The following is a 23,258-nucleotide window of genomic DNA, read 5'->3' as shown; positions in this document are numbered from 1 at the left end:
GCGCAAAAACGGGTGCCGAGAGTGCGACACCCGCTGTATAAACTTTTCACGCCCCGGTTGTCAAGTAATGCATTGTAAATGAAATGAAAGGTACGGGACTAGGGGATGAGTACGATCTTGCCGAGCGTGCTCCCCTCCAGTACCGAATGGTGGGCTGCCGCTGCCTCGGCCAGGGGTAATTCCCGGCTCACCAGCGGCCGCAGGGTGCCATTGGCAAGACCTGCCGAAAAGGCGGCATGCATACTGGCCAGCTCTTTTTCCGTGGCATTGAAGAGGGTCATGCCGAGGATGGCTGCCTCCCGCCCCATGGCACTGCGCGGGTCAATCTCAACCCTGCCCCGGCTGCCGATGACCACGACCCGACCGTCTTTCGCCAGCGCGGCCAGGTCATGGTCCAGGTTCACGTTGGCCAGCATCTCGACGATAACGTCGACCCCCTTGCCACAGGTCAGTTCCGTCAGCTGCTCCATATACCCGGCGGTGTGGTGATTGAGGGCATGCCGGGCACCCTGAGCCAGCACCAGTTCCATCCCCTTATCAGAACCTGCGGTCCCGATCACGATGAGGCCGGCCGCAACGGCCAGTTGAAGGGCGGCGATACCCACCCCGCCGCTGGCACCATGAACCAGCACGGTCTCTCCCGCCAGGGCGTGCGCCCGCTGAAAGAGAGCACGATAGGCGGCTCCGTACGGGACCCCGATAGCTGCTCCCTGGCCAAACCCGATCCCTTCCGGCAGCGGATGGGTCTGGAACTCCCTGCAGAGGAGCTCTTCGGCGTAAGTGCCCGAAAGCGAGCCGGCGACATAGACCCGATCCCCCACCCGTCGATGGTTCACATCAGGACCGACGGCACTGATGACTCCGGCCGCATCGAGGCCGGGGGTATAGGGAAGCTTCATGTCCGGCCGGTACAGGCCGGAACGGATATAGGTATCCACCGGGTTTACCCCGATGGCAGAGACCTTGACGACCACCTGGCCCGGACCGGGGGTCAGACCGGGCACCTCCTCAAGGCGCATGGTTTCGGGAGGACCGAACTCATGGACACGTATCGCTTTCATGGATTTCTCTCCTTTCAGCAGCGTTTCGTCTATCTTTCGGAAATTCTGCACATTTCGATACAGTATAGCACCCTTACCCCGGAGGGCCACCTTCTCCACAGGGATAGAATTCCCGCGCGGGTTGACCACCGGGAAAACGCACCTAAACCATAGTTTCTAAGTTTTGCCCTACAAACATCCTACCACCATCACCACAACTCTAAGCAAAACCCTTTTTATTTGATAGTTATATAGTAATACCTCAACTTTCACCAAAGCATTTACCCTGCATTACACAGACATCACGGCAAACCTGCACCAACAACTGTAAGGACTACTCAACGTTAACATTTAGCTATCACGCCTCCACGCTAACACTTCATTTTCACGCTATTAAACAGACCACACGACACATATATCTACTTACCACAGTATCTGCTTACCTATATACACTCCGCAAGTTACCCGGCACTTCGCCACCCTGTTTCCCCACGTGCAAAGACTTCCCATTTCAGCAATTTCCTGCTAGACTACGGCCTCTTGCAGCGCTACTCCACGTACAGGATGAACCGATGAACTACATAAGCACCCGCGGCCAGATCGAACCGGTCAGCTTCAAAGACGCTGTCATGATGGGTCTCGCCACCGACGGCGGACTTCTCCTCCCCGAGCGGATACCGACACTCTCTGCGGCAACCCTGGACGTCTGGCGGGAGCTCTCCTACCAGCAGCTCGCATTCGAGCTCATTTCCCTCTATGCTACCGACATTCCGGCGGACGACTTGAAGGACCTCATCGACCGCTCCTATGCCACCTTCGACAACCGGGAGATCACGCCGGTGGTGCATGAGGACGGAGTCTACATTCTGGAGCTCTTCCACGGCCCGACCCTCGCCTTCAAAGATGTGGCACTGCAACTCCTGGGAAACCTGTTCACTTACCTGCTCAAGGAGCGAGGAGAGAAGATGAACATCGTGGGCGCCACCTCCGGTGACACGGGGAGCGCCGCCATCTACGGCGTGCGGGGAAAAGAAAACATCAACATCTTCATCCTCCATCCCCACCTGAAGACCTCTCCCATCCAGGCGCTGCAGATGACCACAGTCACCGACGCCAACGTTCACAATATCGCCGCCAAAGGGACCTTTGACGACTGCCAGAACATCGTCAAGAGCCTCTTCAACGACCTCCCCTTCAAGGAGAAATACGCCCTCGGGGCGGTCAATTCCATCAACTGGGCACGGGTTCTGGCACAGGTGGTCTACTATTTCTACGCCTGGTTCCGGGTGACCGACAACGGCGGCGCCAACATCGTCTTCTCCGTCCCGACGGGGAACTTCGGCGACATCTTCGCCGGTTACATCGCCAAAAGAATGGGGCTCCCGATCAGCAAGCTCCTGCTCGCCACCAACGAAAACAACATCCTCACCCGGTTCATCAATGATGGTGATTACTCACTCGGGGACGTGGTACAGACCGCCTCCCCCTCCATGGACATCCAACTGGCATCCAACTTCGAGCGCTACCTCTTCTACCTGTACGATGAAAATCCGGCACGGGTGCGGGACGCCTTCGTACAGCTTGCACAAACGGGACGGATTGCTTTCAGCGAGGCAGAACTGGCCCAGGTACGGAATGAATTCCTCTCCCGCTCCGTCAACCAAGTCGAGACCCTGGAGACCATCGCTACCTTCCATAAGGCCACCGGCTACCTCCTCGATCCCCACACAGCGGTGGGCGTCCGCGCCGCCCAGGAACTGGTGCCAACCGACGCCACTCCGATCTGCCTCGCCACTGCCCACCCGGCCAAGTTCGGCGAAGCGGTGGAACAGGCCACCGGCATCGCGCCACCCTTCCCCCAAGCCCTTGCGGGAATCGACAGGCTCCCGAGCCGCTGTGTGGTGCTGGATGCGGACCGGGCCGCGATCAAGGCATTCATAGAAGAAAAGGCCCTTTGACGGCCATATCCCTCGACATTCGGTATTCACGGTACACAGGTAAACATATGCACCGCCGTAACATGCCAACATATTTGATCAATCGCATCGACATTAGTAATGTCAACATCGTGGAGCTTTCATCCTGATTACTGAATATCCCTGTTAATTCCGATTTCCTATGCACATAAACTGGAAAGATATTGACACCGTTCTCCTCGACATGGATGGGACATTGCTGGATCGCCATTTCGACGACCACTTCTGGCTGGAGCACGTCCCCCACACCTATGCGCGAAAGCACGCTCTTTCCGTGCAGGAGGCGAAGGACATTCTCATTCCGCTGTTCCGCTCCCAGGAGAAGACCCTCAACTGGACCGACCTGGATTACTGGTCCGAGCGACTCGGGCTCGATATCCCGCTCCTTAAACGGGAAGTGGATCACCTGATCGCCGTCCACCCGGGGGTGGTGGAGTTTCTCCTTTTCCTTAGACAACATGAAAAGCGCATCTGCCTGGTGACCAACGCCCACAGCAAGACACTTGAGCTAAAGATGCGCAAAACCCGTGTCGGGCAGTACTTCACCGACATCATTTCAGCCCACGAACTGGGGCTCCCCAAGGAGGAACCTGCCTTCTGGGGGAAACTCAGGGAGAGGATACCCTACGACCCGGCACGCACACTTCTGGGAGAGGACAGCGAGACCAATCTCTCCACCGCCGCCGCGTATAACATTGGCTACCTCATCTACGTGAGCCGTTTCAGCTCCACCGCAACACCGATCCCCTCATCCAGCTTCACCTCAATCCACTACTTCAGCCAACTCATCCCGCCAGCGGGCTCCCTGTCGGTTCGATTGTAATATCTCCTCACCCATGAATATGGTCTTCCCACATTCCCGTGGACTTCCGTCGTGGTCTCGGGAGTGGAGGGAAAGTCCGAACGGCAAGCGGACGCCCGCCGAAATCAACTCCTACGAGCCATGCTGGATGCAGCTCTGCATGTCCTTCTCTCTGGGAACCAGTCAAGGTCCGCAGCGAAGGGCCGACCGTAGCGGACGAGATTGCGACGGATGTCCCTCGTTCACGGAATTACCAGATACTACGCAAAACGGGGCACCCCTGTGGGGGTGCCCCGTACTAAAAAATCGCTGAATGTGAAAATTTATTCCAGGTTGTCCTCGATCCGGATCAGGTTGCTCTTCTCCCTGATGAAATCCAGTTCGTCAATTTCGTTCAGAGCGGCGCGCACGTCCTTTTCCTGGGCCTCGTGGGTCATGATGACGATGGGGACCGTTTCGCCAGCACTCCTCCCTTTCTGGATCATGGACTCGATGCTGATGCCATGCCGCCCCAGTGCCCCCGCAATCTTTGCCAGAACACCCGGCTTGTCCAGGGTACTGAAGCGAAGACAGTACTTGCTGACGATCTCACCCATCGGCTTGATGCCGAGCGTCTTCACCCGCTCTTCCAGGTAGCCCAGAGGTGCGGTCCTCCGGCCGATGCCGGCCAGGATGTTGCGGGAAATGTCCATCAGGTCGCCCACGATGGCGCTGGCGGTAGGATCCATGCCGGCCCCGCGTCCGTAGAACATGACCGGACCGACGAAATCGCCGGACAGGCGGATGGCGTTGAAAACACCATCCACGTCGGCCAGGGGGTAGTTTACCGGGATCATGGTCGGATGGACGCGCGCCTCGATCCGGTCTCCGTCCCGCTTGCCTATGGCCAGGAGCTTGATCTTGTAGCCGAAATCCCGGGCGAAGTTGACGTCGATGGCGGAAATGGCGCTGATACCCTCGGTATGGATATGGTCGAAATCGACACGGGTACCGAAACAGAGGGAGAGGAGAAGGCTCAGCTTGTGGGCGGTATCGACCCCCTCGATGTCGAAGGTCGGATCCGCCTCGGCGTATCCCAGTTCCTGGGCATTCTTCAGCACTGCACCAAAATCCGCACCTTCCTGGGTCATGCGGGTAAGTATATAGTTACATGTACCATTCAGGATGCCGAAGACCGTGGCGAAGTTGTTCGCCGCCATGTTCCCCTTGATAGCCGAGAGGACAGGGATACCGCCACCTACCGCCGCCTCAAACAAAACCTCGACACCCTGCCGGGCAGCAGCCGCATATAACTCTTCCCCGTGCACCGCCAGAAGCGCCTTATTGGCAGTCACAATGTGCTTGCCGTGCTCTATGGCCCGGAGAACAAAGCGCTTGGCAGGGTCGTAGCCACCGATCAGCTCGATGACAATGGCGATTTCCGGGTCGGTCAGTACCTCGTCCACATTGGTGGTGAGCATTCCCGCCGGCAGGGAAATACCCCGGTCGGTGGTAATGTCCAGATCGGCAATCCGCTTCAGGACGAGCCGGGCACCGAGCTTCTCCTCGATCAGCTCACTATTATTCATCAGCAGCTTGGCCACGCCGGTACCGATGGTACCGAAACCAAGCAGACCGATCTTTATCTCCTGCATAACCCCTCGCATGTTTATATGTATATGAGCCGGGGCAATTCATGGATTGCCCCGCATGTATCACTTGTCCGGCGCGTTGGAGGCCACTTCGTCAATGATGCCGTTAATGAAGGCGGCGGATTCATCGGTGCCGAATTTCTTCGCTACCTCTATCGCCTCGTTGATGGTCACGTTTTTCGGTATGTCATGCCGGTAATGGAGCTCGTAAACCGCTATCCTGAGGATGTTAAGGTCGATCTTGGCCATGCGGCCGAGGCTCCAGTTCTTCGACTTCTCCTCGATAATCCGGTCTATCTCGTCCCGGTGCTCGGCCACGCCGAGCACGAGGTGCTCGGCAAAATCCCGGACTGTCGGCGCCGCCCGATTATGCTCCCAGAACAGCACAAGCGATTGCCTGAGTTCCATCGGATTGAGGTCGAAGGAGTAGAGAGCCTGCAGCGCCAGTTCGCGACTTTCCCGGCGTGATCCCACTATTTCAGACCCTTCAGCAAATTTACGGTCTCAATGGCGGTCATGGCCGCATCGAATCCCTTGTTCCCTGCCTTAGTGCCGGCCCGCTCCACCGCCTGCTCAATGGTATCGGTGGTAAGGACACCGAAGGCGACCGGCACACCGCTGGAGAGGGAAACCTGGGCGACTCCCTTGGAAACCTCCGCCGCCACATAATCGAAATGTGGGGTAGAGCCGCGAATGACGGCACCGAGGCAGATCAGGGCATCGTATTTGCCGGACTGGGCCATTCTGGCGGTTGCAAGGGGGATCTCAAATGCTCCCGGCACCCGGGCGACGTCTATACTCTTATCATCCGCACCGTGGCGAACCAGGGCGTCCAGCGCCCCTTCCAGTAGTCGTTCCGCGATGAAGCTGTTAAACCGTGCTACCACGATCCCGACCTTCAGCCCCTTGGCGTCCAGCTTTCCTTCAAAGAACTTGGGCATATCCTTGTTCCTCCTGGCAAATGATTCGTACTCTATCCCTTAAGGAACGTACAGATGCGGAAAAGTCACGCTCCTAAATATTCTCAAGCAGATGGCCCATCTTCTCGCGTTTGGTCTGTAAATACTTCAGGTTGGTCGTGGACGGCTCCGTCTCGATGGGGACCCGTTCCACGATGTTGATGCCATACCCTTCGAGTCCGATTACCTTCTTCGGGTTGTTGGTCATGAGCCGGATGCGCTTCACCCCGAGGTTGACGAGGATCTGTGCGCCTATCCCATAATCCCTCAGGTCTGCCTTGAATCCGAGAGCCAGGTTCGCTTCGACCGTATCCTTCCCCTGGTCCTGGAGGGCATAGGCCTTCAGCTTGTTGACAAGACCGATCCCCCGCCCTTCCTGGCGCATATAGAGGATGACACCCTTCCCTTCCCGCTCGATCATGGCCATGGCATCATGGAGCTGGTCGGCACAATCGCACCGTTTGCTGCCGAATACGTCACCGGTCAGACATTCGGAATGGACCCTCACGAGGACCGGCTCGTCACCCTTGATTTCCCCTTTCACCAAGGCCAGGTGCTCCAGCTTGTCCACGTCGTTCTCATAGGCGATGGCGCGGAAGTCGCCGCCGTAGCTGGTGGGGAGAATCACATCGGTCGCCCGGCGCACGAGTGATTCATGCTTCAGACGATAGGCAACCAGGTCGGCGATGGTGCAGATCTTGAGACCATGCTCCTTGGCGAATTTCTTCAGCTCGGGCATCCGGGACATGGTACCGTCATCGTTCATGATCTCGCAGATGACGCCGGCCGGCCTGAGCCCTGCCAGGCGAGCCATGTCGACAGAGCCTTCGGTCTGGCCGGCACGTACGAGCACACCTCCCGGCTTGGCCCGGAGAGGGAAAACATGGCCGGGGCGGGACAGATCCCCGGGGCGCGCGTCATCCGCCACTGCGGTGAGGATAGTGTGCGAGCGGTCGGCGGCAGAGATGCCGGTAGTGACGCCCCGGCGCGCCTCGATGGAGACGGTGAAGGCAGTCCCGAAGGAGGAGGTATTCTCACTCACCATGAGCGGCAAGTCAAGTTGGTTGCACTTCTCGGCGGTCATGGTGAGACAGATGAGCCCTCGGCCGAAACGGGCCATGAAGTTGATCGCCTCGGGCGTAACCATCTCTGCGGCCATGGTGAGGTCGCCCTCGTTCTCACGGTCCTCATCATCCACGAGGATCACCATCTTCCCCTGGCGTATGTCTTCTATCGCATCTTCAATTCTGGCTACTGTCATGTCCTGAATCCTGTCTATCCTGAGAACTAAAAACAACCTGAGGTACTGCACACTGAAAAACCGGGATACCACAAACCATTACAGCGTCGTTCTTTATGTCACAGAAAGCCGTTTTTGGCAAGGAGTTCCAGCGTCAGTCCCGTGCCGGCGTCCTTCTGTCCCCCAAGGAGTCGCTCCACGTACTTGCCCAGAATGTCGGTCTCGATGTTCACTTCGTCCCCCGGTTTCCGGAACTGCAGCGTGGTGCTCACCGCCGTATGGGGTATGATGTTGACGCTGAATCCGCCCTCGGTGACGGTGTTGACCGTCAGACTGATGCCGTCGATAGTCACTGATCCCTTTGCCACCACATAGCGAACGGCGTCGCGGGGGAGGCGGAAGTTAAAGACGGTATTGCCCGACTGTTCGCGCCGCTCGACGATAGTGGCCACGCAATCCACGTGACCGGTGACGATATGGCCGCCGAGCCGGTCGGAGAGACGCAACGCCCGTTCCAGGTTCACCGGCGTGCCGGGCTTGAACCCACGGAATGCGGTTCGCTCCAGGGTCTCGGGGGAAACATCGAAGACAAACGTTCCCCCACCCTGCGTGACAACGGTGAGGCAGACGCCGTTGATGGCAATGGAATCCCCCAGACGAACGGCATCGTCAGGAAACGTGGCGGCCACCGTGAGCCGGGCGGCGCTGCCGGTGCGGTCGAGCTGGACTACTTTCCCCACTACTTCGATCAGACCTGTGAACATGCAGCCTCCGGATACCCTTCCAACAAGATATCGTCGCCGAACCGCCGCGTGGCGATACGCGCCAGCCGCAGTGTTCGGTCGATCCGCTCCGCCCCCGGCCCGGCAAAGGGATCGAGTCCGTCTCCGCCGACGATCTTCGGTGCGTAGAAGAAGAGAAATTTGTCGATGAGGCCACGATGAAGCGCACTCCCCGCCAGTTCACGCCCTCCCTCCAGAAGCACCGACTGCACCCCCCGCTCTCCCAGTTGACGGAGCAGGTCCGTCAGGTCCACGTGGCCGTTAAATCCGGCACACCGCAGCACCTCGGCGCCTGCCGCTTCCAGCCGTACTATTTTCGCCTCGTCCCCCGACGTGGTGGCGATTACGGTTGGCGCCGATGAGTGGAGATGGAGCAGCCGGGCATGGAGTGGAATGCGCAGGGTACTGTCCACCACCACCCGCATCGGGTCCTTCCCACCAGGCAGGCGGGAGGTCAACTGGGGGTCGTCGGCCAGTACGGTCCCGGCCCCCACCATAACAGCATCCATCTCGCTCCGCAGTTTGTGGACGTACCGCCGTGACCGGTCATTGGTGATCCAGCGGGAATCTCCTGTCGCCGTGGCGATCTTGCCGTCCAGGGTCAACGCGCTCTTCAGAATGACGAAAGGACGGCCGGTGGTAACATGCTTGATGAATGGCTCGTTGAGTCGGTGGCATTCCTCTTCCAGCAGGCCGGACTCCGTCACGATTCCCGCACGCCGCAGCAGCTCAAGACCACGCCCCGCTACCAGCGGGTTGGGATCGACCATACCGACGAAGACCCGCCCCACCTTCGCCTCGACGAGCGCATCGGCACAGGGAGGGGTCTTGCCATGATGAGCGCACGGTTCCAGTGTCACGTAGACATCGGCTCCCCGGGCAGCATCCCCTGCCTGAGCCAGGGCATGTACTTCCGCATGGGGGGTCCCCGCCTTCCGGTGCCACCCTTCTCCCACGATCACGCCGTCTCTGACGACGACGCACCCCACCGCCGGATTGGGAGAGGTCTTCCCCACCCCCTTCCGGGCTAGGGCAAGGGCTCGCCGCATCATCTGCTTCTTAAAATTCTCATACGCTTCGGTATTCAAATCAAATTCCCATACCAACGAACGTGATTTTTTCACAAGGTCAAGGCACCCGAGGGATGACGCGGAGTCGTAGTACCAAACATCAAGAATAAAATCGCTACACCGCACAATTTCGCTTGCGAAATTAGACCGCGAAGGCGCCCCTGCGGGGGCGGTCGTCAGGCCGAGTCACAAGGAATCACGAAGGAAAACGCAGAGATTGCGGAAAAGGCGCGTTCCTACTTTTTGAGGAGGTCCTGCAGTTCCGACATGAACTCGTTGATATCCTTGAACGACCGGTAGACCGAGGCGAACCGGACGTAAGCCACCTGGTCCAGGTCGTGGAGCTCGTTCATCACCCATTCACCGATGGTAGTACTCGGCACTTCTTTTTCGCTGCTCTCCTGAAGCCGCGTCTCCAGACGGTCCACCATGTGTTCGATCGCCTCCGCCGACACCGGTCGCTTCTCGCACGCCTTCTGGATCCCGGCGATCAGCTTGAGGCGGTCGAAGGGCTCCCGCCGGCCATCCTTCTTCTCCACGAGGGGAAGAATATCCTCAACACGCTCGTGGGTGGTGAAGCGCTTGCCGCATGATTCGCATTCGCGGCGGCGGCGGATGGTGGAGCCCCCCTTGTCGGGACGGGAATCGACCACCTTGCTGTCGGCAAAGGAGCAGAACGGACATTTCATGGAGAGACTCCCGGTGTGGGGAATTTTTCGACGACCACTCCCGACTCGCGGACCATCTCCTCCGCCAGTTGGTCCGAATACCCCATTTCGTAGACGACGCGCCGGATACCGGCATTGATGATCATCTTGGAGCAGATGATGCACGGCATGGTGGTGCAGTAGAGGGTTGCGCCGTCGATGTTGGTGCCGTGTTTGGCGGCCTGGATGATGGCGTTCTGCTCGGCATGGAGGCCGCGGCAAAGTTCGTGGCGCTCTCCGGAAGGAATCTGCAGCTTTTCCCGCAGGCACCCCACCTCAAGACAGTGTGCCACGCCGGAAGGAGCACCGTTGTAGCCGGTGGTCAGGATGTTTTTGTCCTTCACCACCACCGCCCCGACCTGCCGCCGCAGGCAGGTTGAGCGCTTGGCGACAAGATGGGTGATCTCCATGAAGTATTCATCCCAGCTGGGACGGGTCATAGGGCGCTCCTCGGCAATTTATCAGCGTAAAATACCCCATTGGGGTCGAATGGTCAAGAAATTAGGGGGTTTACAAAACGCCGATCACTCGTCCCCTACCTGACGATGATGGCGGCGGGCGGCATTCCGCTTTTTCTCCGTAATCCGCCGTTCCTTTTCTCCCTTGGGAACCCGGGTAGCGAGCCGTTTTTTCACTTTTCGTTCACGCTTGCGGAGAGCTTCCTGAAGCCTCTCCATTGCCACCTCCCGGTTGCGGAGCTGGGAACGGTTCTCCGTGGCCTGGACCACGATGCCGGTCGGGAGGTGCCGGATGCGCACCGCCGAATCTGTGGTGTTGCGGTGCTGGCCGCCAGGGCCGGAAGCACGGAAAAATTCGATCTTCAGGTCCGTTTCTTTGATCTCTACCGACATGACATTCCTCGAAGCCGTTTCAGTTCCGATCGTTGACAGCAGACGCCGGACTGTTCCATAATACCCGTAATTTGCACCGAGGTAAACCATGGATCCCACAGCTCTTCTGCAACACTATTTCGCCGATGCACCCGAAGCCGGGACAATCGTGCTGGAACACAGCCGGCTAGTGGCGGCCAAGGCCCTGCAGATCACCGACCACTGCTGCATGGCAGGACTCGACCGGCAGTTCATCGAAGAAGCGGCACTCCTCCACGACATCGGCGTCTGTCGCGTCCATGCGCCGGGCATGGGCCTTATCGGCGCGAATCCCTATATCTGTCATGGCATTCTGGGGAGGGAAATTCTGGAACGTGAAGGGCTGGCGCGTCACGCGCTGGTCTGCGAGCGGCACATCGGGGTGGGACTTACTATCGAGGACATCCGAGCCCAGCAGCTCCCCCTCCCGCACCGGGATATGGTCCCCGTCAGCCGGGAGGAGCAGATCGTCTGCTGCGCAGATCTGTTCTATTCGAAGCATCCGGGCAAGATAGCCGTTGAAAAATCACTGGCTGATGTGAAGCAATCCCTCGCAAGATTCGGCAGCAACAAGGTGTCCACGTTCGAAACCTGGCAACAGCTCTTCTCCCTCACCTGACCATGAGCACCCGATTGCCCTTCCCTTGCGTTATGATAAAGTAGCACTGGTTGCCTGCAGCTGCTATCAAAAGGGAAGGTACACCTGCCATGCCCGTTCCGTCTACCCTCAGAAATATTTCCCCCACCGTCTGGGAACTCCCCGTCGGCCATAAGCCGGGGATGCTCGTGCCGGCACGGATCTTCGCGACGGAAAAGCTGCTGAACGCCATGGACGCCGGCGTGTTCGAACAGGTGTCCAACGTCGCCTGCCTCCCCGGCATCATCGACCACGCCTACTGCATGCCCGACGGCCACTGGGGATACGGTTTTCCCATCGGCGGGCTGGCCGCCATGGACCCGGAGTCGGGAGTCATCTCTCCCGGCGGCATCGGTTTCGACATCAATTGCGGCATGCGGCTCGTACTGACCAACCTTACCTACGACGAGGTGCAGCCCCAACTGCACCACCTGGTGGACCAGCTCTTTTACCGGGTTCCGGCTGGCGTGGGGGGGCATGGTTTCGTCAAACTCTCCCACGACGAGTTTTGCCAGGTGGTGGAACAAGGGTCCCGCTGGTGCCTGAAAAACGGCTATGCCTGGCCCGAGGACCTGGAAATGACCGAGGAGGGAGGATGCTTCGCCGGTGCCGATGCCACCAAGGTGAGCGCCAAGGCCATCGACCGGGGGTATAACCAGATCGGCACCCTGGGTTCGGGAAACCACTACCTGGAGATCCAGGTCGCCCGGCAGGAGAACGTCTTCGACGCGGAGACCGCCCGCACCTTCGGCATCGCCCGTCCCGACCAGGTGGTCATCATGTTTCACTGCGGCAGCCGCGGCTTCGGCCACCAGGTGGCGACCGACTATCTCCAGACGTTCCTCGGAGTCATGGAGAAGAAGTACGGTATCCGGGTCAACGACCGGGAGCTGGCCTGCGCCCCCTTCCGGTCCCGGGAAGGGCAGGACTACTTCGCCGCCATGAAGTGCGCCGTCAATATGGCCTTCGCCAACCGGCAGGTGATCCTCCACCGGATCAGGGAGGTGTTCGCCGACGTCTTCCATCGCGACCCCCGCGATCTGGGGATGAACATGGTCTACGATGTGGCCCACAACACCGCCAAGCTGGAGCGACACAGGGTACAAGGTAACATCATGGAAGTGCTTGTACACCGCAAGGGGGCGACCCGCGCCTTCGGCCCCGGCATGGAGGGAATCCCCGACTGCTACCGGGAGACCGGCCAACCGGTCATCATCGGCGGGAGCATGGAGACCGGCTCCTATCTTCTCGCCGGCATGGCCAGCGGAAACCAGGCCTTCTATACCACCGCCCACGGCAGCGGCCGGACCATGAGCCGCCACCAGGCAAAGAAGCTCTTCAAGGGGCAGAAGCTGCAGCGGGACATGGAAGCACGGGGCATCTATGTGCAGACCGCCTCCTACGGCGGGCTCGCCGAAGAGGCGGGAGCCGCCTACAAGGACATCGACGATGTGGTGGAAGCCACCGAACTGGCAGGGCTGAGCCGCCGTATCGTCAAGCTGATTCCGGTCGGCAACGTGAAGGGATAGATTGGCATAAGCCCACTGAACTCCCTCCCCCTTGATGGGGGAGGGCCGGGGTGGGGGCGAAAAAGCCTGGCAACTCTGCACTCCCGATCACCCTCCCGCTCACCCCTTCCCATCAAGGGAGGGGGAATAGACGTTAGTGCATGAACTGTCAATATTTCATATTACGGAGGGAGCATGGCAAAAAAGGTATTCATAGGTGCAACGGGACAAAACTGTGGCAAGACCACCATCAGCGTCTCGCTTATGCATCTGGCGCGCAAAAAATACAACCGGGTCGGCTTCATCAAGCCCATCGGTCCGAAGATTGAATATTACGACGATTTCATGGTGGACATGGACGCGGTGCTCATGGCAAAGGCCTACGGGCTCGAAGAAGACATCGCCCTCATGTCGCCGGTAGCACTCCACCAGAACTTTACCCGCGACTACCTCGCCGGCCGCCTTGCCGACCTGGACCTGGAAAAAAAGATCATGGAAGCGGTGGAGGAACTGGACGCCAAGTACGACCTTCTCATCATCGAAGGTGCCGGCCACGGCGGCGTCGGGTCGGTCATCGGCCTTAACAACGCGCGGGTGGCGAAAATGCTCGGCGCGCCGGTGTTCATCGTCACCGAAAGCGGCATCGGGCGGGCCATCGACGCCATCAACCTGAACCTCGCCCTCTACCGCCAGGAAGGGGCCGACGTCCGCTCCGTCATCATGAACAAGCTTCTCCCCGCCAAGCGGAACGATATTCTCGGATACCTGCACACCGCCTTTGACGGCAAGGGTATCCATGTGGTCGGCGGCTTCAACTACTCCCCCATCCTCGCCAACCCTACCCTCTCCCACATCGGCAAGCTCCTCAAGCTCCCTGTCCACGGCAATCCCGACGAACGGAGCCGGATCATCCACCACATCCAGTTGGGTGCCGCCTCGTCCCAGCGCGTAGTGGACGCCCTCCTGGAATCGACCCTGGTGGTGGTAACCGGTTCCCGGGACGAACTGCTCGTCACCCTCGCATCCCTCTACCACATCCCCGACTACCGGCACAAACTGGCTGGAATGGTGATCACCGGTCATGCCCCAGTTTCCAAGATCAGCCAACAGATCCTGGACGACAGCTCCATCCCCTACATCCGTGTCGAGGAAACCACCTCGACAATTTTTACTACTCTCATGGATGACGTGGCCAAGATCACCGCGGAAGACCAGGAAAAGCTCAACTGGATCAGGGCCAACGCCGAACAGGATATCGACTTCGCTGCGCTTGATGCACTGCTGTAGCGCGGAAACGCCATGCCCTACCGCTACATCGACGACATCGCCACCGCCGACGCCGCCTTTGCCCTCTGGGGTGAGAGCCGGGAAGAACTGTTCCGGTCCGCCGCCGAAGCACTCGTGCACGAGATGGTGGAAAACCTCGCCGCCATCCACCCCCGGGAAACGGTGGAGTTCACCCTTGAACAGGGCGCACTCGACCTGCTCCTCATGGACTTCCTCAGCGAGCTGATCTACCTGAAGGACGCACGACAGCTTCTGCTCAAAGTGGATGAGCTGGAGATCGGGGAGGGGCCAGACGGTTTCACGCTGCGATCCAGCTGTTGCGGCGAACGGATCGATCCGGCACGTCACCATCTGCTGGCGGACGTGAAGGCGGCGACCCTCTACCGGTTGCGGGTCGAACAGGTGGATGGGAGGTGGGAGGGAACCGTGGTGCTGGATATCTAGATCTCAAACCTGAACGGTCGGCTTCACGGGTCTGCTTGTCGCGATGGCCCCTTGAGGTTAAACTGGCCATCCCCGGCCGTTGACCTGTCGGGGATATTGGTCAGGCCCAGCGGTTGGTGGGAACAATGACTTTTTACCAGACGTTTCCTGGTCATCTGCAACGCAGTAAATAATTACTTCGTATTCAACCACGCATCCAGCTTGGCAAGTAAATCCTTCAAAGCAAACGGTTTGGAGAGATGATCGTTCATCCCGGCAGCTATGCATCTGTCAAAATCATCCTTCATGGCATTTCCGGTAAGCGCAATTACCGGAATGTCGTGCCGGCGCACGGGTGAAGTCGGATCGCGGATGATGGCGGTGGCTTCGTAGCCGTTCATTTCCGGCATCATGCAGTCCATCAGTACCAGGCCGTAGTCTGCTTCCTCAAGAGCCAGCAGTGCCTTCTTGCCATTACTGGCCACATCCACGTCGTAGCCGTACCGACCCAGCAGGGCTCGTACTAATTGTTGCGTGGTTGGATCGTCCTCTGCCAACAGTAGGCTGATTCTGCTGCCGACTGCCTGCCTCTTGATGGCGGGGTCGGGTGCGGAAATCGGTTTGGGCGGCACAAGCTCGCCTTGAACCAGCTTCTCCAAAACGACGGTGAACCAGAAGGTAGAGCCCTCACCCTCGGTACTCTCCACACCGATACTTCCCCCCATCAGTTCTGCAAGCCGCCTGCAAATCGCCAGACCTAACCCTGTGCCGCCGAATTTGCGGGTGGTGGAACTGTCGACCTGGGTGAACGGCTCGAATATATGTTCCAGCTTGTCGACCGGTATGCCGATGCCGCTGTCGTTAACCTGAAAGCGAAGAGTTGCTGAGTTTGCATCCTCTTGATCTTTCCGGATATGAAGCGTTACCGTGCCTTTGGGGGTGAACTTGATGGCATTCCCTACAATGTTGGTGATGATCTGACGAAGTCGCCCAGCATCGCCTTTTACGGCAGTCGGCACGTCGCTATCTATCGACGAGACCAGTAGTACCGCTTTTTCCCGTGCCTGCAGCGACAGGAGGTTGATGGTATCGGAAATCACCGGTCTCAGGTCAAATGCAGAAAGGTCCAGTTCCAGTTTGTCCGCTTCGACCTTGGAGAGATCGAGGATGTCGTTAAGCAGGTGTACCAGTTCTACGCCGGAATTTTTGGCGCTTTCGGCGTAACTGTGCTGTTCAGTGGTCAGTTCGGTGTGTTCAAGCAATTCGAGCATGCCGATAACGCCATTCATCGGCGTACGGATTTCGTGGCTCATGGTAGCCAGGAAGCGACTCTTGGCGATGTTGGCGGCTTCGGCGGCGGCTTTGGCCTGCTGCAACTCCCGCTCTGTCTGCTTGAGATCGGTGACATCGTGTACCATCCCCTCGGAGCGGATAATCTTGCCTGACGCATCTCGTAGATGTTCGCATTTTTCATACACATAGCGAATCTGTCCGGTGTCCTTGCGGATAATCCGGTGCTCGATCTCGTAACCGTCTTTGCCTTCCTGTATTGAACCTTCATACGCCGAATTAACAGCATCGCGATCTTCCGGATGCACCGCCTCGAGAAAGGCTTCATAGGTGGCGGTAAATTCCTGTTGTTGCAGGCCAAATATGCGATAGATTTCGTCAGACCAGACTAGCCGGTTTGTCATAAGATCAAGTGACCAGGAACCTAACTGACCAATTTCCTGCGCCTTGTTCAATAGACGCTCACTTTCCTTAAGTTCGGCCTCTGCCTGCTTGCGCTCGCTTATATCGCGGACAAAGGAGCAGTTGAGTTCCCTGTTGCCCAGCTTGACATAGTTGTCGACGACCTCCACCGGGAACACCCCGCCGTCTTTTGCGATCAACTGGTTTTCAAATGTTAACGTACCCCTGCGTCTGAGGTCGTCAAAATACTGCGGCCACTTTTCGGCATTGAAGCGGGTATTGACGTCGGGGACATGCAGCCGGAGCAATTCATCCCTCGTATAGCCGAGAGAGCGGCAGGCAGCTTCGTTGACATCCACGATACTGGCGTCGGGCGCCACCCAGAAGAGTGCATCGGATGCGACCTCCACACTCGTGCGCGTCAATCGCAGTGCCTCCTCCGCCCGCTCCCGTCTGGCCAAGGTATCCGCAAGGATCACATTGTTGTAGTTCGCCTTGGAGATCATCCGGGCAAGTTTTGCATAGAATTCCATGGCTTTGCTGACAGTCTCCCGACTCCAGCGCGGTACCCGGTCCAGTGCCGCCAGGTACTCTGTCTCGTCATAGCCATAACGCCGTGCCTGGGTGCGAAACAGCTCATAATCCGGTTCCTCGTCCTCATAGAGAAACTGTCCCAGAAAAACGTTGCCGATATGCATGTCACCCAGCATGACCGGTGTGACGATATCCCACATGTTGTTTTTGCAGCGGTACTCCTTGAAGGTTCCCGGCGGGACGCCACTGGAGAGGGATATGTCGCTTTCGTGGCAGAAGGCGCAGGATTCCGGAACTGCCCTGTGGAACTTGACGCAGATATCCTGCCATCCGGTGCCTACCAGAACATTGCCTTTAAGGTCGATGATACCGATACCGATACCGGTAAGAGCATAATAGTTGTCCATCATCTCCTGGAGGGCACGAGCATCGATGACGTCTGACAGCTCGACATCCGAAAAATCCGGCAGATCCGACTTGTTCTGCTGAAGCTGTTCCTGAGGCATCGCCATAATTCCCTCTGTATGTTCTGACCTAAAAAAACTTATATCGTACTGCTTCAGGCTGGCATGTTGTGACGGTCCCAGGAAGTGTCAGTTGAGGTTTCTCAGCCCCATAATGCATCGCTGTTGAATACCCACTATACGGAAGTTACGATAAAAATATTTCAATAAGAATGCACTATATATATTTACTGACCATTCTTGTCAATGATGAAGGCATGCTTATTGAGTCTCAACGCTGCAACAGCCGGAGCAGGTACTTTTCACCTTCCCCCACCGCCAGCATGCCGACGGCAAGGATAAGGGTCATGGCCAGTTCTACAGGAGCGAGGGGAACAGTGGTAAAGAGGTGATTGAACACCGGCAGGTAGACAGCAGCCAGTTGCAGCACGAGGGTCAGGAGAACGGCAGCTACGAGCAGCCGGTTACTGAACATTCCGATCGTGAAGAGGGACTGCCGCTTGGAGCGTACGATGAAGGCGACCGCCATCCGGTTCACCACCAGGAAGGTAAAGATCATGGTCTGCCAGGCCATGCCGTTAGTCATGGCGTAATGCTGGAGGAGCAGGGCGACGATCCCGATCTGGAGACCGAAGCCGGCGATGAACCAGCCACGACCACCGGCAAAGACCTCCTCGTCCGGTTTCACGGGAGGCCGTTCCATGACATCGGGCTCCGCTGGTTCTGCCGCCAGTGCCAAGCCGGGGAGGCTGTCGCAGAGCAGGTTGAGCCAGAGGATCTGGATGGGAAGGAGCGGCAGCGGCAGCCCCATCAAGGGTGCGCAGCAGATGGCGACGAGGGTGCCGGTGTTGGAAGTAATGGAATAGACGATAAACTTGAGGATGTTGGCGTAGATCCGCCGCCCTTCCCTGACCGCCTTGACGATGGTAGCGAAGTTGTCGTCCAGGAGGATCATGGCCGACGCCTCCTTCGCCACATCGGTGCCGGTTATCCCCATGGCGACCCCGATGTCGGCCCGCTGCAGGGCCGGCGCATCGTTCACTCCGTCGCCGGTCATGGCGACGTAATGTCCCTTATCCTGGAGCGCCCGGACGATCTTCAGCTTCTGCTCCGGGGCGACCCGTGCGTAGACCCGCACTCTCTCGACTTCCCGCTCCAGTTCCTCCAGCTGCATATCCTCCAGGTCCCTGCCGGTAAGCACCAGCTCACCCCCGTCGGTGAGAATGCCGACCCGCCGGGCGATGACCCGGGCCGTGACGGGATGGTCGCCCGTGATCATCACCGGTGTGATCCCCGCCCCGCGACAGAGGGCTACCGCCGCCACCGCCTCCTCGCGGGGGGGATCCAGCATGCCGACCAGGCCTATGAGGGTAAGACCGGTTTCCGCATCCGTTTCCAGCAGGTCGGGCACCCCTTCCCAGCAGCGCATGGCCAAGGCCAGCACCCGCAGTCCCTGATCGGCCATAAACTCACTGGCACGGTGCAACTCCTCTCGATCAAAGGGGGAGGGACCGGCGGCTGTCAGGAGGTGGGTGGAGCGTGCCAGCACCACCTCCGCTGCGCCCTTGGTGAAGGCAACAAACCCTCCCTCCCCCCGGTGAAAGGTGGTCATGCACCTGCGTCCGGCATCGAAGGGGAGTTCCGCCAGCCGGGGGAAGCGGTGGACCAACTCCTTCTTGTCGTACCCTCCTGCCGCAGCCATGGCGTAAAGGGCCACCTCGGTGGGGTCCCCCACCCCCGCAGCAGCACCGGCATAATGGACATCGTTGCAGAGGGCTGATGCCGCCAGCAGCCATTCACCAGGGGTCACGGCAGGGGGGCCTGCCGGCGCCGGCAGTTCGACCGGGGAAATAAGTCGCCCCTCCAGCCATACCTGTTCGACGGTCATCCGGTTCAGAGTGAGGGTGCCGGTCTTGTCGGAGCAGATGTGGGTCACGGAACCGAGGGTCTCCACCGCCGGCAGGCGGCGGATGAGGGCGTTTTGCTGCACCATCTTGCGCGCCCCGAGGGCGAGGGAGATGGTGACCACGGCGGGGAGCGCTTCGGGAATGGCGGCAACGGCGAGGGAAACGGCGGTAAGGAACATGAGGAGGGGCGGTTCCCCCCGAAGGAACCCGAGCAGAAAGACTGCAGCGCAGACGAGCAGGATCACTAGGGCGAGCCGCCGGCCGAAACCCGCCAGCCGCTTCTGCAAGGGGGTCTTCACCTCTCCCATCGTCTGGAGCATGGCGGCGATCTTCCCCAACTCCGTCTCCATGCCGGTGGCAATAACCACCCCCCTCCCCCGCCCGGTCACCACCACCGTCCCCTTGTAGGTGAGGTTCATCCGGTCCCCCAGGGGAAGGCGGTCTCCGGCAAGGGGATCAACGTTTTTTTCAACGGGAACCGACTCGCCGGTCAGGGCAGACTCCTCCGCCTGGAGCCGTACCGCCTCTACAAGCCGCAGATCTGCCGGCACCACGTTTCCCGCCTCCAGAAGCACCACATCCCCCGGCACGATGAGTACCGCAGGAATCTGCACCGGCACGCCATCACGCAGCACCGTAGCCGAGGGTGCCGCCATCCGTTTCAGGGCGGCAATCGCCTTTTCCGCCCGGTATTCCTGGATAAAACCGATCACCGCATTGAGAACGACGATGGCCAGGATCGCCAGGGCATCGTGGAAGTCCCCCAGCGCCGCCGACAGGATCGCTGCCCCGAGGAGCACCAGGATGGCGAAATCGATGAACTGGGCAAGGAGCATGGCCAGCGGCGTGCGGGCCCGCTTTTCCACGAGTTCGTTGGGACCGTGGACAGCCAGCCGCGCCGCCGCCTCCTCCGCGGTGAGTCCCGCGAGAGAGGAGCCGAGATCGGCAACGGTATCGGCGATACTCTTTCGATGCCACTCCATGGTTTAAACCCTTCTGGGCAACTCTCTACGTCCCCTGCGTCCCCTGCGTCCTCTTTGTCACCTATGTCCTCTATAACTTACAATTTTTCTATCGCCTGCCGCGTCGCTGCAACGATCTCCTCCGCCCCTTCCCCCCGGAAGCGGAGCGGCTCGCCGAATGTGACCGTCACATCACCCCGCTTCGGCCAGAACGCCCCGCGGGGGTAGACATACTCCAGCCCCCGTATCCTGACCGGCACCACCGGCATTTCCAGTTCCTGGACCATGATGCCGAGCCCCTGTTTGAACGGAAGCAGGGTGCCGTCCTCTGACCGCTCCCCTTCCGGGAAGACCAGCAGGTTTATGCCGTGGTCCGCCAGCCGCCCCATGAAGCGAAGAGAGCTGCGAAAGCCGCGGGTCTGGGGGAGGGGAAAGAGGTTGAGGGCGATGGTGCCGTACTCGTAGGTAGAACGCTTCCAGAGCTGCTGAAAGATGTTGCGAAAATTCTGGAAGAAGAACTCGGCCCAGACTGCCGTGGCGGTCCGGTAGCGCAGGGAGCTTGGCAGAGCAGACATGATGGTCGGCTGGTCGAAATAGCTGAGATGGTTGGCGGCAAACAGCACCGGCCCGTCAAGATCCGCCAGCCGGTGGGAACCCTCGACCCACAACCGGACGAAACAGGCAAGGAGCGGCCGGTGAACAACGAGGTCACAGGCCATCCGGATGAAGCGCCCCCAGGGACGGTTCGGCCAGAACCGGAACCGGTCGCGGCTTTCCACCTTTTCCCGCCGGGCAACGATGGCACGCAGGTCGTTCACCCGGGTCTGGGGTCCGATGAGTGAATCTTCCAGGTCGAGGCGGAACTCCTGCTCCAGGAAATTAACCAACTCCAGCCGGCCGATGGAGGTAAGCCCCAGATCCGCAACCAGGAAAGCATCCTCGCGGATTTCCGCTGGGGAAGCCCCGGTGGCACGAGCGATGAGACCGACAAGGAGGTCCGCGACCTCGCCGCTCGGCACTTCACGCCCCTGCTTGAGTTTCTCCTTCACCATGAACTTGCGGACCTTGAGGGTGGTGGTCTTGGGGAATTCCGCCTCGGGCCAGAGGGAAAAGCCGGTGATCTGGTGCAGCGTATCCAGGCCGGCATTGGCCTCCCGGACGATCTCGTCGGCGGGTCGGCCGCTCCCGTCCAGAATGAGGACCGCATGCACTTCCTCCCCCGCCCCCCGGTCGAGACCGATCACGCACCCCTCTCGCACCCCCCTGACCCGGCCGAGCACCCCCTCAACTTCGTCGGGATAGACGTTGATTCCCGCCCCCGTGACGATGAGTTCCTTCTCCCGCCCCCGGATATGGAGCCACCCTTCGGCATCGATCTCCCCCAGATCACCGGTCCTGAACCAGCCATCAGGGGTGAAGGCGGCGCGCGTGGCGCCATCGTTGCCGTAATAACCGGGGAAAACGTTCGCGCCACGGGCCAGAACCTGGCGCTCGTCAAGCCTGATCTCAACACCTGGCAGCGGCATACCGACCGACCCGACCAGCTGGCGCTCCATGGTATTGGCGGTCAGGACCGGTGCGCATTCGGTCAGTCCATACCCCTCCACCACCGCGAAGCCGAGGCCGCTCCAGAACCGGAACACCTCCGGGTCAAGGGGGGCGCCGCCGGAGACGAAGAGGGTGAAATGGGGGCCGAACTTGCGCTGGATGGGAAAGAAGAGCCGTTTCCTGGTGGCCGGGGAAAGCCCCGCTGAACGCTCCAAAAGCCAGCCGACCGGCCTTTTCAGATGCCGTGCCGCCAGCTCCCCCATGATGGAGGTCTGCAGCAGCTGCAACAGACGGGGAACGGCAATGACGGCGTAGACATCCTCTTCCGCCAGCGCTTCCATGATGGCCGACGGCTTGAGCGTGCGGAGGTAGACGATGGCACTCCCCCGATAGAGGGGGGTGAAAAAGCCCCCCATCTGCTCGAACATATGGGAGAGGGGAAGGAGGGAAAGGAACCTGAACCGGTCCGTCACGACGGGGATATGGCCGTTCACCTGGAGGAGATTGGCCATCAGGTTGCGGTGGGTGAGAATCACCCCCTTGGGGTTGCCGGTGGTCCCCGAGGTGTAGATGAGCTGGGCCATGTCGTCCGGGTTCGGGGTTGCGGTGTCCGCCAAGGGAGGCGTATCGGCAAGGAGGTACGGCAACTCTTCCAGCATGACCGACGGCCAGCCGGTCAGCCGTTCCGCCTTGAAGCGGCTCTGGATGACCAACCGGGCGTCGGTCAGGCGGGCAATGGTCTCGGCCCGCTCCCGACCCGACATGAAATCCACCGGTACCACCACCGCTCCCCGGGCCGTGAGTCCCCAGAAAGCAGTCACCCACCAGGGTGAATTGGGCCCCCAGATGACGACCCGGTCCCCCGCCCCGACCCCCTGGGCCGCCAGCCATCCATTCATCCGGAGGGACAAATCGGCGAGCTCCCGGTAGGAAAGGGAGAGACGGCGCACGCCGGTTCGATAGACCAGCGCGCTCTTCTCTCCGCGGGAGTGGAACGTGTGGAACAGGTCGAGCAGGGTCTGCATCGGGCTCCTCGGTAAAAGCTTGATGGTGTGGACTCTGCTAGCAAGAGTAGTCAATATTTCAGGATTGTCAAAGCACGAGGGGCTGTTTACAAAGGGCCGCGATGCAGGGAGGTACCGCACCGCGGCCAATGGTTCCCCGACCTGGTGCCGTGGATACCATGGAATGGTGGTGTTATACCAATTTCTGATCAAGGA

General features: G+C 59.5%; 19 protein-coding genes. 6 read left to right on the top strand and 13 right to left on the bottom strand.

The genetic code is table 11. The annotated features are described in order from the left end of the window. Window positions 1-98: 98 nt before the first annotated feature. Window positions 99-1,061: an NADPH:quinone reductase gene (locus LDN04_RS11220; RefSeq protein ID WP_223910284.1), complete on the bottom strand. Its 963-nt coding sequence runs from the start codon at window positions 1,059-1,061 to the stop codon at window positions 99-101. A 551-nt stretch (window positions 1,062-1,612) separates the two neighbouring features. Here LDN04_RS11220 and thrC point away from each other — a divergent pair. Both thrC and LDN04_RS11210 read left to right on the top strand, forming a co-directional pair. Further along, complete coding sequence (gene thrC / locus LDN04_RS11215) at window positions 1,613-2,998, top strand: threonine synthase (RefSeq protein WP_223910281.1); 1,386 nt, start codon at window positions 1,613-1,615, stop codon at window positions 2,996-2,998. Between the two features lie 160 nt (window positions 2,999-3,158). Then, entirely contained in the window at window positions 3,159-3,839 is a 681-nt protein-coding gene (locus LDN04_RS11210) for an HAD family hydrolase (RefSeq protein ID WP_223910278.1), read from the top strand. Between the two features lie 302 nt (window positions 3,840-4,141). Here the strand turns inward: LDN04_RS11210 and LDN04_RS11205 are convergent, their stop codons facing one another. From LDN04_RS11205 to LDN04_RS11165, 9 genes are all read right to left on the bottom strand, one after another. Continuing rightward, window positions 4,142-5,452 carry a homoserine dehydrogenase gene (locus tag LDN04_RS11205; protein ID WP_223910275.1) on the bottom strand — a complete coding sequence of 437 codons (1,311 nt, stop codon included), beginning with the start codon at window positions 5,450-5,452 and terminating at the stop codon, window positions 4,142-4,144. 60 nt (window positions 5,453-5,512) lie between these two features. Next, entirely contained in the window at window positions 5,513-5,923 is a 411-nt protein-coding gene (gene nusB, locus LDN04_RS11200) for a transcription antitermination factor NusB (protein ID WP_223910272.1), read from the bottom strand. Further along, entirely contained in the window at window positions 5,923-6,390 is a 468-nt protein-coding gene (gene ribE, locus LDN04_RS11195) for a 6,7-dimethyl-8-ribityllumazine synthase (RefSeq protein WP_223910269.1), read from the bottom strand. Before ribE ends, nusB begins: the two co-directional genes overlap by 1 nt. 73 nt (window positions 6,391-6,463) lie before the next feature. Continuing rightward, window positions 6,464-7,669 carry a bifunctional 3,4-dihydroxy-2-butanone-4-phosphate synthase/GTP cyclohydrolase II gene (locus tag LDN04_RS11190; RefSeq protein ID WP_223910266.1) on the bottom strand — a complete coding sequence of 402 codons (1,206 nt, stop codon included), beginning with the start codon at window positions 7,667-7,669 and terminating at the stop codon, window positions 6,464-6,466. A 98-nt stretch (window positions 7,670-7,767) separates the two neighbouring features. Continuing rightward, complete coding sequence (locus LDN04_RS11185) at window positions 7,768-8,412, bottom strand: riboflavin synthase (protein ID WP_223910263.1); 645 nt, start codon at window positions 8,410-8,412, stop codon at window positions 7,768-7,770. Next, a complete protein-coding gene (gene ribD / locus LDN04_RS11180) occupies window positions 8,397-9,482 on the bottom strand; it encodes a bifunctional diaminohydroxyphosphoribosylaminopyrimidine deaminase/5-amino-6-(5-phosphoribosylamino)uracil reductase RibD (RefSeq protein ID WP_223910260.1) in 1,086 nt (361 codons plus the stop codon). The genes LDN04_RS11185 and ribD overlap by 16 nt, the downstream gene beginning before the upstream one ends. Before the next feature lie 254 nt (window positions 9,483-9,736). Continuing rightward, complete coding sequence (nrdR, locus tag LDN04_RS11175) at window positions 9,737-10,189, bottom strand: transcriptional regulator NrdR (protein WP_214174874.1); 453 nt, start codon at window positions 10,187-10,189, stop codon at window positions 9,737-9,739. Further along, on the bottom strand, window positions 10,186-10,647 hold the full coding sequence (locus LDN04_RS11170; RefSeq protein WP_223910257.1) for a cytidine/deoxycytidylate deaminase family protein: 462 nt from the start codon (window positions 10,645-10,647) through the stop codon (window positions 10,186-10,188). The genes nrdR and LDN04_RS11170 overlap by 4 nt, the downstream gene beginning before the upstream one ends. Before the next feature lie 84 nt (window positions 10,648-10,731). Continuing rightward, window positions 10,732-11,058 carry a peptide chain release factor-like protein gene (locus tag LDN04_RS11165; RefSeq protein ID WP_223910254.1) on the bottom strand — a complete coding sequence of 109 codons (327 nt, stop codon included), beginning with the start codon at window positions 11,056-11,058 and terminating at the stop codon, window positions 10,732-10,734. A gap of 88 nt (window positions 11,059-11,146) precedes the next feature. On the opposite strand from LDN04_RS11165, the gene LDN04_RS11160 reads away from it, so the two are divergent. The 4 genes from LDN04_RS11160 (at window position 11,147) to LDN04_RS11145 (ending at window position 14,952) form a co-directional block, all read left to right on the top strand. Next, complete coding sequence (locus LDN04_RS11160) at window positions 11,147-11,695, top strand: HD domain-containing protein (RefSeq protein ID WP_223910251.1); 549 nt, start codon at window positions 11,147-11,149, stop codon at window positions 11,693-11,695. Window positions 11,696-11,784: 89 nt separating this feature from the next. After that, window positions 11,785-13,242: an RtcB family protein gene (locus tag LDN04_RS11155; RefSeq protein ID WP_223910249.1), complete on the top strand. Its 1,458-nt coding sequence runs from the start codon at window positions 11,785-11,787 to the stop codon at window positions 13,240-13,242. A 174-nt stretch (window positions 13,243-13,416) separates the two neighbouring features. After that, window positions 13,417-14,508 (top strand): phosphotransacetylase family protein, encoded by a 1,092-nt coding sequence (locus LDN04_RS11150; RefSeq protein ID WP_223910246.1) that lies wholly within the window; start codon window positions 13,417-13,419, stop codon window positions 14,506-14,508. A 12-nt stretch (window positions 14,509-14,520) separates the two neighbouring features. Further along, window positions 14,521-14,952 (top strand): archease, encoded by a 432-nt coding sequence (locus tag LDN04_RS11145; RefSeq protein WP_223910244.1) that lies wholly within the window; start codon window positions 14,521-14,523, stop codon window positions 14,950-14,952. 173 nt (window positions 14,953-15,125) lie between these two features. On the opposite strand, the gene LDN04_RS11140 is transcribed toward LDN04_RS11145, so the two are convergent. The 3 genes from LDN04_RS11140 to LDN04_RS11130 form a co-directional block, all read right to left on the bottom strand. Then, entirely contained in the window at window positions 15,126-17,669 is a 2,544-nt protein-coding gene (locus LDN04_RS11140) for a PocR ligand-binding domain-containing protein (RefSeq protein ID WP_223910241.1), read from the bottom strand. 223 nt (window positions 17,670-17,892) lie between these two features. Then, a complete protein-coding gene (locus tag LDN04_RS11135; protein ID WP_223910238.1) occupies window positions 17,893-20,511 on the bottom strand; it encodes a cation-translocating P-type ATPase in 2,619 nt (872 codons plus the stop codon). Between the two features lie 77 nt (window positions 20,512-20,588). Beyond that, on the bottom strand, window positions 20,589-23,063 hold the full coding sequence (locus LDN04_RS11130; protein WP_223910235.1) for an AMP-binding protein: 2,475 nt from the start codon (window positions 23,061-23,063) through the stop codon (window positions 20,589-20,591). Between the last annotated feature and the right edge of the window lie 195 nt (window positions 23,064-23,258).

The organism is Geobacter sp. AOG1, from assembly GCF_019972315.1.
Lineage (GTDB): Bacteria > Desulfobacterota > Desulfuromonadia > Geobacterales > Geobacteraceae > Geomobilimonas.
This window is presented reverse-complemented; position numbering and strand designations above follow the sequence as displayed.

Coding starts and splice junctions, on each gene's coding strand:
- LDN04_RS11145 (WP_223910244.1), top strand. CDS start 14,521: ATGCCCTACCGCTACATCGACGACATCGCCACCGCCGACGCCGCCTTT.
- ribD (WP_223910260.1), bottom strand. CDS start 9,482: ATGATGCGGCGAGCCCTTGCCCTAGCCCGGAAGGGGGTGGGGAAGACC.
- LDN04_RS11165 (WP_223910254.1), bottom strand. CDS start 11,058: ATGTCGGTAGAGATCAAAGAAACGGACCTGAAGATCGAATTTTTCCGT.
- LDN04_RS11190 (WP_223910266.1), bottom strand. CDS start 7,669: ATGACAGTAGCCAGAATTGAAGATGCGATAGAAGACATACGCCAGGGG.
- LDN04_RS11170 (WP_223910257.1), bottom strand. CDS start 10,647: ATGACCCGTCCCAGCTGGGATGAATACTTCATGGAGATCACCCATCTT.
- LDN04_RS11185 (WP_223910263.1), bottom strand. CDS start 8,412: ATGTTCACAGGTCTGATCGAAGTAGTGGGGAAAGTAGTCCAGCTCGAC.
- LDN04_RS11150 (WP_223910246.1), top strand. CDS start 13,417: ATGGCAAAAAAGGTATTCATAGGTGCAACGGGACAAAACTGTGGCAAG.
- LDN04_RS11205 (WP_223910275.1), bottom strand. CDS start 5,452: ATGCAGGAGATAAAGATCGGTCTGCTTGGTTTCGGTACCATCGGTACC.
- nrdR (WP_214174874.1), bottom strand. CDS start 10,189: ATGAAATGTCCGTTCTGCTCCTTTGCCGACAGCAAGGTGGTCGATTCC.
- ribE (WP_223910269.1), bottom strand. CDS start 6,390: ATGCCCAAGTTCTTTGAAGGAAAGCTGGACGCCAAGGGGCTGAAGGTC.
- LDN04_RS11220 (WP_223910284.1), bottom strand. CDS start 1,061: ATGAAAGCGATACGTGTCCATGAGTTCGGTCCTCCCGAAACCATGCGC.
- LDN04_RS11160 (WP_223910251.1), top strand. CDS start 11,147: ATGGATCCCACAGCTCTTCTGCAACACTATTTCGCCGATGCACCCGAA.
- LDN04_RS11130 (WP_223910235.1), bottom strand. CDS start 23,063: ATGCAGACCCTGCTCGACCTGTTCCACACGTTCCACTCCCGCGGAGAG.
- LDN04_RS11135 (WP_223910238.1), bottom strand. CDS start 20,511: ATGGAGTGGCATCGAAAGAGTATCGCCGATACCGTTGCCGATCTCGGC.
- LDN04_RS11210 (WP_223910278.1), top strand. CDS start 3,159: ATGCACATAAACTGGAAAGATATTGACACCGTTCTCCTCGACATGGAT.
- LDN04_RS11140 (WP_223910241.1), bottom strand. CDS start 17,669: ATGGCGATGCCTCAGGAACAGCTTCAGCAGAACAAGTCGGATCTGCCG.
- LDN04_RS11155 (WP_223910249.1), top strand. CDS start 11,785: ATGCCCGTTCCGTCTACCCTCAGAAATATTTCCCCCACCGTCTGGGAA.
- thrC (WP_223910281.1), top strand. CDS start 1,613: ATGAACTACATAAGCACCCGCGGCCAGATCGAACCGGTCAGCTTCAAA.